The organism is Embleya sp. NPDC050154 (assembly GCF_044460165.1).
GTDB lineage: Bacteria > Actinomycetota > Actinomycetes > Streptomycetales > Streptomycetaceae > Embleya.
The window spans coordinates 292,800-306,632 of sequence record NZ_JBITJP010000004.1 but is presented as its reverse complement, the minus strand read 5'-3'; the positions used below and the strand labels follow the sequence as shown (position 1 = coordinate 306,632).

Annotated in this window: 1 protein-coding gene and 1 pseudogene; both read right to left on the bottom strand. The window is 73.4% G+C overall.

Annotated features, from left to right (window positions below):
- Positions 1–28: 28 nt before the first annotated feature.
- Positions 29–7,090: pseudogene (locus tag ACIBSV_RS10715) on the bottom strand (type I polyketide synthase); the annotation flags it as partial.
- Between the two features lie 62 nt (positions 7,091–7,152).
- Positions 7,153–13,806 (bottom strand): type I polyketide synthase, encoded by a 6,654-nt coding sequence (locus ACIBSV_RS10710; protein ID WP_395861835.1) that lies wholly within the window; start codon positions 13,804–13,806, stop codon positions 7,153–7,155.
- Between the last annotated feature and the right edge of the window lie 27 nt (positions 13,807–13,833).

Here is a 13,833-nt window from a genome sequence, read left to right as displayed (position 1 = left end):
GATGCGAACCGCCGAGCCAGTCGCCCACCGCGCGCAGCACGGGGCCGCTGTGCTCACGGATGATGGAGAAGTGCGTTCCGGGCGTGTCGACTGCCGTGTGCGGCAGATGCCAGCGGGGCCGCCAGTCCTGCGGCGGGTCGTCGAAGCCTGCCTCCGCGGCCCGTACGAGTAGCGTCGGCGCGCCGATCTTCGCGGGGGTCCACGCCTGGAACAGACCGGTGTAGTGCGCCAGCGCCGTGAGGTGGGTGTCGTCCTCGGCCTCCTGTGCCCACGGCTCGTCCGATGCTCCGGATCTGCGAGCCGCTTCGATCCGGGCGTGGAGGTGTCGGAGCATCGCGCTGCGTGGCCAATGGCTGTCCAGGAGGACGACGGCGTCGGGACCGGCTCCGCGTGCTTCCAGAACAGCCGCCGTGGCGTGGGCGATCCAGCCGCCGGCGGAGTAGCCGAGGAGGACCACGGGACCGCCGTCGGCGCACCGCACGACACCGTCCGCCTGGAGTTGTGCCAAGACGTCCACGGATGCGGGCAGCGACTCGTGCGGACCGAAACCGGGCACCGGCAGTACCCAGACGTCGTGCTCGCCTCGGGAAGCGGCCGCGAGTCGGGCGTACTGGGATGCTCCCGAGCCGACGGCGAAGGTCGGGAAACAGACGATGCGGGCTGCGGAGCCGCGTGCCAGCCTGACCTGCGCCGGCCGGAACCGCTCGTCGGGGTTGTCGAAGATGGGACGGAACCGGGCGATGCGTCGCATCAGTTCCTCGAACTCGTCGGTCCGGCCCAGGTCACCGGCGCGGGCGAACAGGGGGCCGAGGGTGAACCCGGCCCCGCCCGTCCCGGCACGTGCCGGCTCCGCGCCGCCGGTGTCCTCGTCGCCCGCAGGCCCCGTTTCCTCCCATCGCTCGACCAGGTGTCGGGCCAGGGAGGCGACCGTGGGGTATTGGAAGACGAGGCCGGGCCCCAGGCGCAGGCCGGTGTCCGCGCCGAGGCGGTTGCGCAGGTCCACCGCCGTCAGCGAGTCGAACCCCAGCTCGGGCAGCGGCCGATCGGCGTCGACGGTCTCCGGGTCCGCCAGCCCCAGGACCGCGGCCACGTGCGTACGAACCCACGCGACGACCAATCGCGCCCGTTCCTCCCCGTTCGCGGCCGCCAGGCGCTCCCTGATCTCCCGGCCCCGATCCGGCCGCACCGACCCGTACTCGCCCGGGGGCCGGACCGCGCCCATCGTCGGACCGCCGCCCTCGGGCCAGTATCGCTCGCGCCCGAACGCGTACGTGGGCAGGTCCACCAGGCGGGCACCGCAGTCGGCGAGCATCCTGTCCCACCCCACCGCAACGCCCCGGACGTGCAGATGGGCCAGTGCGCCCAGGAACGCGCCGAGTTCGGTGTCGTATTCCGGCCCGGGCATCGGCAGAACGGTGAAGTTCTCGGCCGCGGCGGTCGCGGCGTCTGCGGCGGTCGCGGCGTCTGCGGCGTCCGCGCCACCCGTGCCGTTCGTGTCCTCGGTACCGTCCGTCGGAGCTGCGGCGCCGGGCCCCACACGCTCCGCGAAGGTGTTGTCGGCCCCCATCCGAAGGCAGACGCACACCCCTTGCGACCCGAGCCCGCGCACGGCCTCGGTCGGCGCGCCGTCGTCCCGAATCAGCCGCACCCAGTACTCCGACGAGGACAACTCCTCGTACGTCACCGGCCGGCCCGTGCGGCCGGAGGCGAGCGGGGTCAGCGGCCGGCGGAAGGTCAGTTCCTTGACGGCCCGTCGCACGCCCTCCCCCGCCGAGTCGTCGGACACCGCCGAGTCGTCGGACACCGTCGGGTCGGCCTGCGCCGCGCACTCCGACGCCCGGCCGAGGGCGACGACGAGTGCGGCCGCGTCGGTCAGGGACAGCACGCCGGCGCAGTGCGCGGCGGTGACCGCACCGACGGATCGCCCGAGCAGCAGCCCGGGTTCGATCCCCCAGTGTTCGAGGAGCCGAAACAGCGCCACCTCCCCGGCGAACAGCGCGCCCTGGGCCGGGATCGGATCCTGCGGCGTCTCGCCGTGCCGCGGTGGAACCTCGCCCTGCGGGCGGTCCAGCCGTGCCGCGATCGCGGCATCGGCCTCGGCCAGGGCCGACGCGAACATCGGGATCCGCGCGGACAACTCCTCCACGAGTCCGGCTCGTTCCGCCACCGGTTCGCGCGGCGGACCGGAGAACAGGAACGCGACCCGGTCCCGGCCCCGCACCATGCCCCGGACCAGCCCCGGTGCGGATCCGTCCCGGGCCAGTTCCGCCAGCGACACCAGCAGGGCATCCCGATCCCGGCCGAGGATCACGGCGCGGTGGGCGAGGCCGGCCCGGGTCGCCGCCAGGGAACGCGCGACGTCGACCGGTGCGAGTTCCGCGCGCTCGCGAACGAACCGGCGCAACCGGCCGGCCTGCGCACGCAGCGCGTCCGAGGTCCCGCCCGACAACACCCACGGCACCGTGGGCAGCGTGGCGAACGGGTCCGGCGCCTGCCGCGGCGAACCCGGAGGCCGGGTTTGCGCATGCCGATCGCCGGACGTCTGCCGCGCCGGCCCCGCGCTCGATGGGGTCGGTTCGGGTTCACGCACCGCGTCCGCGTCGTCCGGTGCGTGCTCCAGGATCACGTGCGCGTTGGTCCCGCTGATCCCGAAGGACGAGACACCGGCTCGCCGGGCCCGACCCGTATTCGGCCACGGTCGCGCCTCGGTGAGCAGTTCCACCGCGCCCGAGGTCCAGTCGACGTGCGGCGTCGGCTCGTCCACGTGCAGGGTGGGCGGCAACACGCCGGTGCGCATCGCCATCACCGTCTTGATCACCCCGCCCACCCCGGCCGCGGCGGCGGTGTGGCCGATGTTGGACTTGAGCGACCCCAGCCACAGGGGGGCGTGGGCCGGCCGGCCCTGCCCGTATGTGGCCAGGAGGGCCTCCGCCTCGATGGGGTCGCCGAGCGTGGTGCCCGTGCCATGGGCCTCCACGGCGTCCACGTCCCGCACGGTCAGCCCCGCGTGGGCCAGGGCCTGCCGGATCACGCGCTGCTGGGCGAGTCCGTTGGGTGCCGACAGGCCGTTGCTCGCCCCGTCCTGGTTGATCGCGGTGCCGCGGATCACGGCGAGGACCGGGTGCCCGGCGTTTCGGGCCACCGACAACGGTTCGATCAGGAGCACGCCGACGCCCTCGCCCCAGCCGGTGCCGTCCGCCTCCGCGGCGAACGCCTTGCATCGCCCGTTCGGCGCCAGTGCACCCTGGCGGCTGAATTCGAGGAACGCCCCCGGGGTGGACAGGATCGTCGCCCCGCCCACCAGCGCGGCCGTGCAGTCGCCCTGGCGGAGCGCCTGGACGGCCAGGTGGAGGGCGACCAGGGACGACGAGCAGGCGGTGTCGACGGTCACCGCCGGTCCTTCGAGGCCGAACGTGTAGGCGACCCGCCCCGAGGCGACGCTGGTCGAGGTACCGGTCATCAGGTAGCCGGCGCCGCCCTCGGGATCGGCGGTCAGCAACGGTAGGTAGTCCTGACCGCTGACCCCCACGAACACCCCGGTGCGGCTGCCGGCGACGGCGTCGGGGGCCAGCCGCGCGCGTTCCAGGACCTCCCATGTCACCTCGAGGAGCAGGCGCTGCTGCGGATCCATCGCCAGTGCTTCCCGCGGGCTGATACCGAACAGGAGCGGGTCGAACCGGTCGGCGTCGTGCAGGAAACCGCCCCGGCGGACGTACGTGCGGCCCGGGCGGCCCGGGGTCGGGTCGTACAGACCCGCCGTGTCCCAGCCGCGGTTGCTCGGGAAGGAGGAGATCGCGTCCCGTCCCGAGGCGACCAGGTCCCACAGTTGCTCGGGCGAGGCCACGTCACCGGGGTAGCGGCAACCCATCGCGACGATCGCGATCGGCTCGGCGACGGCGGCCGTCGCCGGCTCGTCGACCTGCTCGGTGGCGCCGGTCAGACGCGCCAGCAGGTACGCGGCCAGCCTCTCGGCCGTCGGGTGGTCGAACACCGCCGCCGGGGAGAGGCGGACACCGGTCGCCGTGGCGAGCCGGTTGCGCATCTCCATCGCCGTCATCGAGACGAACCCGAGGTCGGTGAACGCCTGGGTGATGTCGACGTCCGCCGCGGAGCCGCGGTTGAGCACGGCGGCGGCATGCTCGCAAACCGTCTCCAGGACCAGGTTCCCCCTGCCGCTGTCGGGCAGTTCCGCGAGGCGCCGGCGGAACACGGCGGCCGCGCTGTCGTCGCTCTCCCGGTCCGGGGCGGCGGCGGGCAGCGCGTCGGGCCAGTAGCGGCGGCGCTGGAACGCGTACGTCGGCAGGTCCACCGGGTGGGCCCGCCCTCCGATGTGCGCCGACCAGTCCACCGGCACGCCCTGGACATGCGCCTCCGCGAGGGAGGTGAGGAAACGCCCGAGGTGTCCTTCGTCGCGCCGCAGCGACGTCAACACCGTGCCTTCGCCGACGCTCCCGGGGCTCGCGGCGCCTTCCGTGATCTCGTGCAGGGACACCGCGAGCACCGGGTGTGGGCTCATCTCCACGAAGGTGTGGTGCCCGGCCGCCAGGAGTTCGCGCACGGTCGGGTCGAAGCGGACGGTCTCACGCAGGTTCCGGTACCAATAGGCGGCGTCGAGCCCCGAGGTGTCGACGGGGCCGCCCAGGACCGTCGAGAAGAACGGGATCGAGGCCGCCCGTGGGGCGATGTCGGCGAGGATCGTGACGAGTTCGGCCTCCAGTGCCTCGACCTGGGCCGAGTGCGAGGCGTAGTCCACCGCGACGCGAATCGCTCGCACGCCGTCCTGCTCGGCGGCGTCCAGGAGTTCGGCGAGCGCCTCGGCGTCGCCCGAGACCACGACGGACCCGGGGGCGTTGACCGCGGCGACGGACAGGCGTGTTCCCCATGCCGAGAGCCGGTCGCGGGCCCGGTCCGCCGGAAGGCCGAGGAACGCCATGCCCCCGCTGCCGGCCAGGCGTTCGGCGACCAGGCGCGAGCGCCTTGCCACGATTCGCGCCCCGTCTTCCAGGGACAGGGCACCGGCGACGCACGCGGCGGCGATCTCGCCCTGGGAGTGGCCCACCACGGCGCCGGGTTCCATGCCGTGCGAGCGCCACAGGGCGGCGAGCGAGATCATCATGGCCCACAGCGCGGGCTGGACCACATCCACGCGGTCCAACGAGGCCGCGCCCTCGGCGCCGCGGACGACGTCCACGAGCGAGAAGTCGACGTGCGGCGCGAGCGCTTCGGCGCACTCGTGCAGCCGCTCGCGAAAGACCGCCGAGTCGCGGCACAGGTCCGCTCCCATGCCCTCCCATTGGGCGCCCTGGCCGGGGAAGACGAACACCGGTTTCCCGGGATCGCGTGCGACGCCCGTGACGACACCGGCGGCACTCTTCCCCTCGGCGATGGCTTCGAGGCCCACGAGGTACGCGTCCCGGTCGTCGGCCAGCACCACGCCTCGGTGGTCGAACAGGGTGCGCGAGGTGAGCAGCGAATGCGCGACGTCGGCCGACGCCAGGTCCGGGCGGGTACGTACGTGCTGACGCAGCCGGGCCGCCTGCTCTCGCAGCCCCCGAGCGTTCCTCGCGGTGATCAGCCACGGCAGCGGCCCGGTCTGCGCACGGTCGCCCTCGACGAGCTTCCGCGCGGGGTCGTCCGCGAGGTCGGCAGAGCCGTCGGACTCGACGGCTACGGCGGTCGGGGGTGCGACGAGGGTCGCGGGGAACGTGTCGTCCGGAGACTGTTCCAGGATCACGTGGGCGTTGGTGCCGCTGATCCCGAAGGACGACACCCCGGCCCGGCGCGGCCGGCCGGTCCGCGGCCAATCCCGCGCCTCGGTCAACAGGCGCACCGTGCCCGCGGCCCAGTCCACGTGCGGGGTCGGCTCGTCCACGTGGAGAGTGGGCGGCAGGATGCCTCGGCGCAGTGCCATCACCGTCTTGATGACGCCGCCGACGCCCGCCGCCGCCTGGGTGTGGCCGATGTTCGACTTGATCGATCCCAGCCACAACGGCCGATCCGCCGGCCGCTCCCGACCGTAGGTCGCCAACAGCGCCTGAGCCTCGATCGGATCACCGAGCGCGGTACCGGTGCCATGCGCCTCCACCACGTCGATCAGATCCGCCGACAACCGCGCGGACGCCAACGCCCGCCGAATCACCCGCTGCTGCGACGGACCGTTCGGCGCCGTCAAACCATTGGACGCACCATCCTGATTCACCGCCGAACCCCGCACCACCGCAAGCACCGGATGCCCACGCTCCCGCGCCCGCGACAAACGCTCCAACAACACCAGACCCACACCCTCCCCCCACCCCGTACCATCCGCCCCCGCCGCGAACGCCTTGCACCGACCATCCACCGCAAGACCCCGCTGCCGACTGAACTCCACGAACATTCCGGGGGTGGTCATCACCGAAGCACCGCCGGCCAGCGCCAGGGTGCACTCACCCTGCCGCAACGCCTGCACAGCCAGATGCAACGCCGTCAACGACGCCGAACACGCCGTATCCACCGTGATCGCCGGACCCTCCAGACCGAACGTGTACGCCAGACGACCCGACAACACACTGGCGAGGAAACCGGTCGCGTAGCCCTCGAAGTTCTCCCGGGCCCGATCCAGCAGGAGCGCGTACTCCTGGCTGCTGGTGCCCACGAAGACACCGGTGCGGCTCCCGCGCAGGGAGGCCGGTGTGAGGCCGGCGCGCTCGAACGTCTCCCAGGACACCTCGAGGAGCAGACGTTGTTGCGGGTCGAGCGTCAGCGCCTCGCGTGGACTCACTCCGAACAGGCCCGCGTCGAACGACGCCACGTCGGCGAGGAACCCGCCCTCGCGTGCGTAGCTCTTCCCCGGCCGGTCCGGGTCGGCGTCGTAGAGGCCCTCGATGTCCCAGCCTCGGTCCTGGGGGAAGGGCCCGATCGCGTCCCTTCCGGAGACCACCAGTTGCCACAGGTCCTCCGGCGAGCGCACGTCCCCCGGGAATCGGCAGCCCATCGCCACCACCGCGATCGGCTCCGCGTCGGCGTCCTCCAACTCCCGCAGGCGCGCTCGTGTCTCGTGCAGGTCGGCGGTGACCCGCTTGAGGTAGTACCGAATCCGGTCGTCCGTCACCATGTGCAACCACCTCGTCGAGACGTCACCGTTGTGCCTTGCTCGCGGGCTCCGGCCCGAGGTCAGGAAATCCCCAGCTCCCTGCCGATGAAGTCGATGACCTCCTCGTCGGTCGCCAGGTCGAGCTCGTCCGCGACGGTCGTGGCGTCCTCCCGTGCGTCGGGTGCCTGGTCTCCTGCGGGTGCCTGTTCGCCCGCCTGTCGAGCGAGCGCGCGCAACCGATCCGCCACTCGTTCGCGTCCGGCGGCGTCCAGCGATGTCGCCGCGAGGTGCACGGCCCAGGCGTCCAGGCCGGCCAGGACGGTGTCGACCGGTGCGTCCAGCCCCGACACCAGTACGGCTTCGAGGTGTCGACCGAGGGCAGCGGGGGTCGGGTGGTCGAACACGAGTGTGGTGGGCAGGTTCAGGCCGGTCGCGGCGTCCAGACGGTTTCGCAGTTCCACGGCGGTGAGCGAGTCGAAGCCCAGTTCCTGGAACGGGCGTTGCGGATCCACGTGCCCGGACGTCGGGTGACCGAGGACGAGGGCGATGCGATCGCGCACCAGGTCGAGGATCAGCGCGCTGCGGTCCTCGGCTCCCAGGAGTGCCAGGCGTTCGCGCAGGGCGTGCTCCGCGCCCGGCTCCGCCGCCGTCGCCGTAACGTGGACCAGGCCGCGCAGCAGCGCGGGAAGCGTGCCGTTCTCGGCGGCGGCGCGCAGTTCCCCGGGGTCGAGGTGCGTGGGAACCCACCCGGCCCGGCCGGCGGCGAGTGCCTCGTCGAACAGTGCGAGGCCCTCCTCGGTGGAGAGGCCGCCCGTGCGGGTGTACTCCGCCCGGTCCGTGTGCCCCGACCGCGACCCCATCCCCCCGGCCTCGGCCCAGCGGCCCCATGCCAGCGACGTCGCGGGCAGGCCGCTGTCGTGGCGGTGTCGGGCCAGCGCGTCGAGGAAGGCGTTGGCGGCGGCGTAGTTGGCCTGTCCGGGGGCGCCGAGCGTGCCGGCGGCGGAGGAGAAGAGGACGAACGCGGCCAGGTCCGCGTCCCGCGTCAGCTCGTGCAGGTGCCGGCCGCCGTCGACCTTGGGCCGGAAGACCGCGCCCACTCGGGCGGGCGTCATCGAGTCCAGGACGCCGTCGTCGAGCACACCCGCCGTGTGCACCACGGCCGTCAACGGGTGCTCGGCGGGCACCGATGCCAGCAGGTCAGCCACCGCGCCCCGTTCGGCCACGTCGCACGCCACCGCCCGCACCGTCGTGGCGCCCGCGGCGGTGAGTTCGGCCAGCAGTTCCGCCATGCCCGGCGCGTCCGGTCCGCGGCGTCCGGCAAGCACGAGGTGCTTCACGTGGTGGGCGCCCACCAGATGTCGGGCCACCTGCGCGCCGAGCGCCCCGGAGGCGCCGGTGATCAAGGCCGTACCCGCCGGATTCCACGCGGGAGGCATCGTGAGGACCACCTTGCCCACGTGCCGGGCCTGGGCCAGGAAGCGGAATGCGGCGGGCGCCTGCCGTACGTCCCACGTGGTGACCGGGATCGGCCGCAACCGCCCGCGCTCGAACAGTTCGACGATCTCCGCGAGCATTTCGGTGATGCGCTCGGGGCCGGCGTCCATCAGGTCGAACGCGCGGTAGGCGATCCCGTCGTACCGGGCGGCGACCTCGTCGGCGTCGCGGATGTCGGTCTTGCCCATCTCGACGAATCGGCCGCCCGGCCGCACCAGGCGCAGGGAGGCGTCCGCGAGGTCCCGCACCAGCGAGTTCAGCACCACGTCGATGCGACCGCCACGGCGATCGTCGCTCGTCGCGCCGAACCGTTCCTCGAACTCGGCGGTACGCGAGGAGGCGAGGTGCGCGTCGTCGACGCCCAGGGCGCGCACCGCGTCCCATTTGCCGGGACCGGCCGTGGCGTACACCTCGGCACCGAGGTGGCGCGCCAACTGCACGGCGGCCATGCCGACACCGCCCGCCGCCGCGTGCACGAGCACCTTCTCGCCGGGCCGTACGTCGGCCAGGTCCACCAGGCCCTCGTAGGCGGTGAGGAACGCGACGGGCACGGACGCGGCCCGGGCGTACGACCAGCCCCGTGGAATCCGCGCGATCAGGCGCCGATCGACGACGGCCACCGGCCCCAGGCACCCGGCCGCGAGGCCGAACACCCGGTCTCCGGGGGTGAGTCCGGTGACGTCGGGTCCGACCTCGGTGACGACGCCGGCGATCTCGCCGCCCAGCGCCCGCTGGTCGGAGACCATGCCGAGGGCCATCACGATGTCCCGGAAGTTGACACCGGCGGCTCGCACCGAGACCCGGACCCTACCCGGTCCGAGCGGTGCCGCGGCTTCCGGGCAGGGGGCGAGGAGCAGGTCGTCGACGGTGCCGCCACCGCCGAGGTCGACCCGCCACTCCCGGATTCCCGCAGGCGGCACGAGCGTGCCGGACGGCACCCCGCGGGCCAGCCGGGGAACGAACATCCGGCCCGCCCGAAGCGCGAGTTGCGGTTCGTCCCCGGCCGCCGCCCCGACCAGGGCGGCCGTCGAGGTGCGCTGCCCGTCCGAGTCGACGAGCAGGAACCGTCCCGGGTGTTCGGTCTGCGCGGCGCGCACCAGGCCCCACACCGCGGCCGCCGCCACGTCGGCGATCGGTTCGTCGCCGGCAACGGGCACGGCGCCGCGGGTGGTGACCACGAGCCGGGACGCGTGCAACCGGGTTTGCGCAAGCCAGGTCCGGAGTATGTCGAGCACGGACAGAGTCAGAGCCGTGGCGGCGCCTGCCGGGTCGTCGACGACCGCGTCATCGGTGCGGGCCGCATCGGTGGACCCGGTTTCGTCCGTGCTGCCGACTTCGTCCGATCGCTCGGCTCCGCCGGTGCGAACGGCGTCGCCGTGACACGGCAGGAATACCAGGTCCGGCACGGGTGCACCGGACTCGATCGCCGACACGAGAGCACCGAGATCGGTGTGCGTCGTGGCCGCGAGCCGCTCCGCCGGAGCGCCGTCCCCGAGCACGGCAAGAACAGGGGTCCGCGTCCGTGTTGCCGACGGAACAGGCGCCGTCTCCACCCAGTCGACGTGGAAGAGGCTGTCCCGGGTGTGGCCCGCCCGGAGCTGCTGGGTGGAGACCGGGCGGGTCCGCAGCGATCCGACCGACGCGACCGGAGCGCCGTGCTCGTCCCACAGGGCGAGGGAGACGGCGTCCGTACCCGCCGGGGTCAATCGTGCGCGGAGCACCGGTGCGCTTGCGCCGTGGAAGGACACCTCGTGCCATGCGAACGGTACTCGGAGGACCTGTGTCCGCCGGCCCTCCCGATGCACCGTCGTCCCCTCCGCGGCGAGGAGGGCCGCGTGCAGCGCGGCGTCGAACTGCGCCGGGTGCAGCGCGTATCCGCCGTTGCCGGAGCGCGCCGCGTCGGGGAGCGTGATCTCGGCGAACAACTCCTCCCCCAGGCGCCAGGCTGCGGTGAGCCCGCGGAAGGCGGGGCCGTACTCCAGGCCGGCCGCGGCCGTGCGCTCGTAGAAGCCTTCGAGCGCGACGGGTTCCGCTCCCGAAGGCGGCCATGGCTCCCCCGCACGCGCCGGCGCGGCGACCGCCTCGGGGGCGAGCGTGCCCCGGGCGTGACTCACCCATGGGGCGTCCGGTGCGTCCGGGGTCGCCGTGCGGGTGTCCTCCTCCCGGGAGTACACGCCCAGCGGGCGCCGTCCGTCCTCCGCTGCGGGCCCCACCCGCACCTGTAGGCGCACGGCACCGTGTTCGGGCAGGACCAGCGGTGCCTGCTGGGTCAGTTCCACCAGGTGCCGGCATCCGGCCTCGGCGCCGGCGCGGATCGCCAACTCCACCACGGCGGTGCCGGGTAGGAGTGTCGTGCCCAGCACGACGTGGTCCGCGAGCCATGCCTCGGTCCGCCGGGACACCACCCCGATCAGCGCCCTGCCCTGGGCGTCCGCCAGATCCAGGGCCGCGCCGAGCAGGGGGTGTTCCGGCACGTCCAGGCCGACGGCGCGCACATCGGCGGCAGGGGCCGCGGCGCTCCAGGGGTAACGGCGGTGCTGGAAGGGGTAGGTGGGCAGGTCCGTCCTGCGGGCGCCGGTGTCGGCGAAGAAGCGGGGCCAGTCGACCCGGGCGCCGCGGGCGAACGCCCGGGACAGTGCCGTGCGTACGGTGTCGGCTTCCGGACGTCCGGCGCGCCCCGCCAGGATCGGCACGGCGCGGGTGTTCGGGGGTGCCTGCGCGAGGCAGTCCTGGGCCATCGCCGTCAGCGTCCCGGAAGGGCCGATCTCCACGAACGTGCGCACCCCCGCAGCAACGAGTCGGCGCATCCCGTCGTGAAAGCGCACGGTCGCCCGGGCGTGCCGGACCCAGTACTCCGGCGAACACAACTCGTCGGCGCCGGCGATGTCCCCGGTGACGTCGGAGACGATCGGGATGGTCGGCGGATGGAAGTCCAGCTTCCGCGCGACCGCGCCGAACTCGTCCGACATCGCGGCCATCTGTGGGGAGTGGAAGGCGTGGCTCACCCTCAGCCGCCGCGTCTTGCGCCCTTTGCTCCGCCAGCGCTCGGCGAGGTCGAGCACCGCGCTCTCGGCGCCCGACACGACGACCGACGCGGGTCCGTTGACGGCGGCGATGGACATCCGGTCGGCGTGTGCGGCCACCTCCGGCAGAACCTCCGCCTCGGTCGCCTGCACCGCGACCATGGCGCCGCTGCCGGGCACGTCCTGCATGAGACGGCCCCGCGCGGCGACGAGCACGCACGCGTCCTCCAGGGACAGGACGCCGGAGACGTGCGCGGCCGCCAACTCGCCGACGGAGTGGCCGAGCAGCAGCTCGGGGGTGAGCCCCCAGTGCGTGAGCAGCCGGAACAGCGCCACCTCGTACGCGAACAGTGCCGCCTGGGTGAACGAGGTCTGCTCCAGGAGCGCGGCCGTCGTCGTGCCCTCGGGGGCGTACAGGACGTCCCGCAGCGGGCGGTCGAGATGCGGGTCCAGCCCACCCGCGATGGCATCCAGCGCCTCGGCGAACACCGGGAAGGCGGCGGACAGTTCGCGTCCCATGCCCGCGCGCTGGCTGCCCTGTCCGGAGAACAGGAACGCCTGCCCGCCCTCGGCGGTCGCCCCTTGCACCAGACCCGGGGCCGGGCGGCCCTCGGCCAGGGCCGTCAGACCCGCGAGCATCTCGTCCCGATCGCGCGCCCACACCACGGCCCGGGTGTCGAGGGTCGCCCGTGAGGTGGCCAGCGACCAACCGACGTCCGCCGCACGCGCGTCGGGCAGGGAGCGGATCCGATCGCTCAGGCGCCCGGCCTGGTCCCGCAGGGCCCGCTCGCCCCGCGCCGAGACCACCAGCGGTACCGGCCCCTGCGGGATGTCCGTCCCGGTCGGGGCCGGGGCGGTGTCGTCGACTGTGCCGGGCCGGGGGTCCTGTTCCAGGATCACGTGGGCGTTGGTGCCGCTGATCCCGAAGGACGACACCCCGGCGCGCCGCGGCCGGCCGGTCCGCGGCCAGTCCCGCGCCTCGGTCAGCAGGCGAACCGCCCCGGAGGCCCAGTCCACGTGCGGCGAGGGTTCATCGACGTGCAGGGTCCTCGGGAGCACGCCGTGACGCATCGCCATGACCATCTTGATCAGCCCGGCGATGCCGGCGGCGCCCTGGGTGTGGCCGATGTTCGACTTGATCGATCCCAGCCACAACGGCCGATCCGCCGGCCGCTCCCGACCGTAGGTCGCCAACAGCGCCTGAGCCTCGATCGGATCACCGAGCGTCGTACCGGTGCCGTGTGCCTCCACCACGTCGATCAGATCCGCCGACAACCGCGCGGACGCCAACGCCCGCCGAATCACCCGCTGCTGCGACGGACCGTTCGGCGCCGTCAAACCATTGGACGCACCATCCTGATTCACCGCCGAACCCCGCACCACCGCAAGCACCGGATGCCCACGCTCCCGCGCCCGCGACAATCGCTCCAACAACACCAGACCCACACCCTCCCCCCACCCCGTACCGTCCGCCCCCGCCGCGAACGCCTTGCACCGACCATCCACCGCAAGACCCCGCTGCCGACTGAACTCCACGAAGATTCCCGGGGTGGTCATCACTGCGGCTCCGCCGGCCAGCGCCAGGGTGCACTCACCCTGCCGCAACGCCTGCACAGCCAGATGCAACGCCGTCAACGACGCCGAACACGCCGAATCGACCGTGATCGCCGGACCCTCCAGACCGAACGTGTACGCCAGACGACCCGACAACACACTGGCGGCGGCGCCGGTGAGTTGGTGCCCCTCGGTCCCGTCGCCGGTCCCGCCCCCGCTGCCGCCGGTCATCAGGACCGATCCGACGAAGGCCCCGACGGGTTGTCCCTTGAGACCGCCGGGATCGATCCCCGCACGTTCGAAGGTCTCCCACGCGATCTCCAGGAGCAGCCGCTGCTGGGGGTCCATCGCGGCGGCCTCGCGCGGGCTGATCCCGAACAGGTCCGCGTCGAACTCCGAGGCGTCGTCGAGGAAGGCGCCTTCGTGGACGTAGGTGTGGCCCGACCGGTCGGGGTCCGGGTCGAAGAGCGTCCCGGTGTCCCAGCCGCGGTCGGTGGGGAAGGCCGAGACCGCGTCGGTTCCGGTGGCCACCAGCTCCCACAGGTCCTCCGGCGAGCGCACGCCCCCGGGGAAGCGGCAGCCCATCGCCACGATCGCCACCGGCTCGTGGGCTGCCGCCGTCAGCTCGCGCGTTTGCGCGCGGAGCGACTCGACCTCCTTCAGCGAGGCCCGCAGGGCCTCGACGAACCT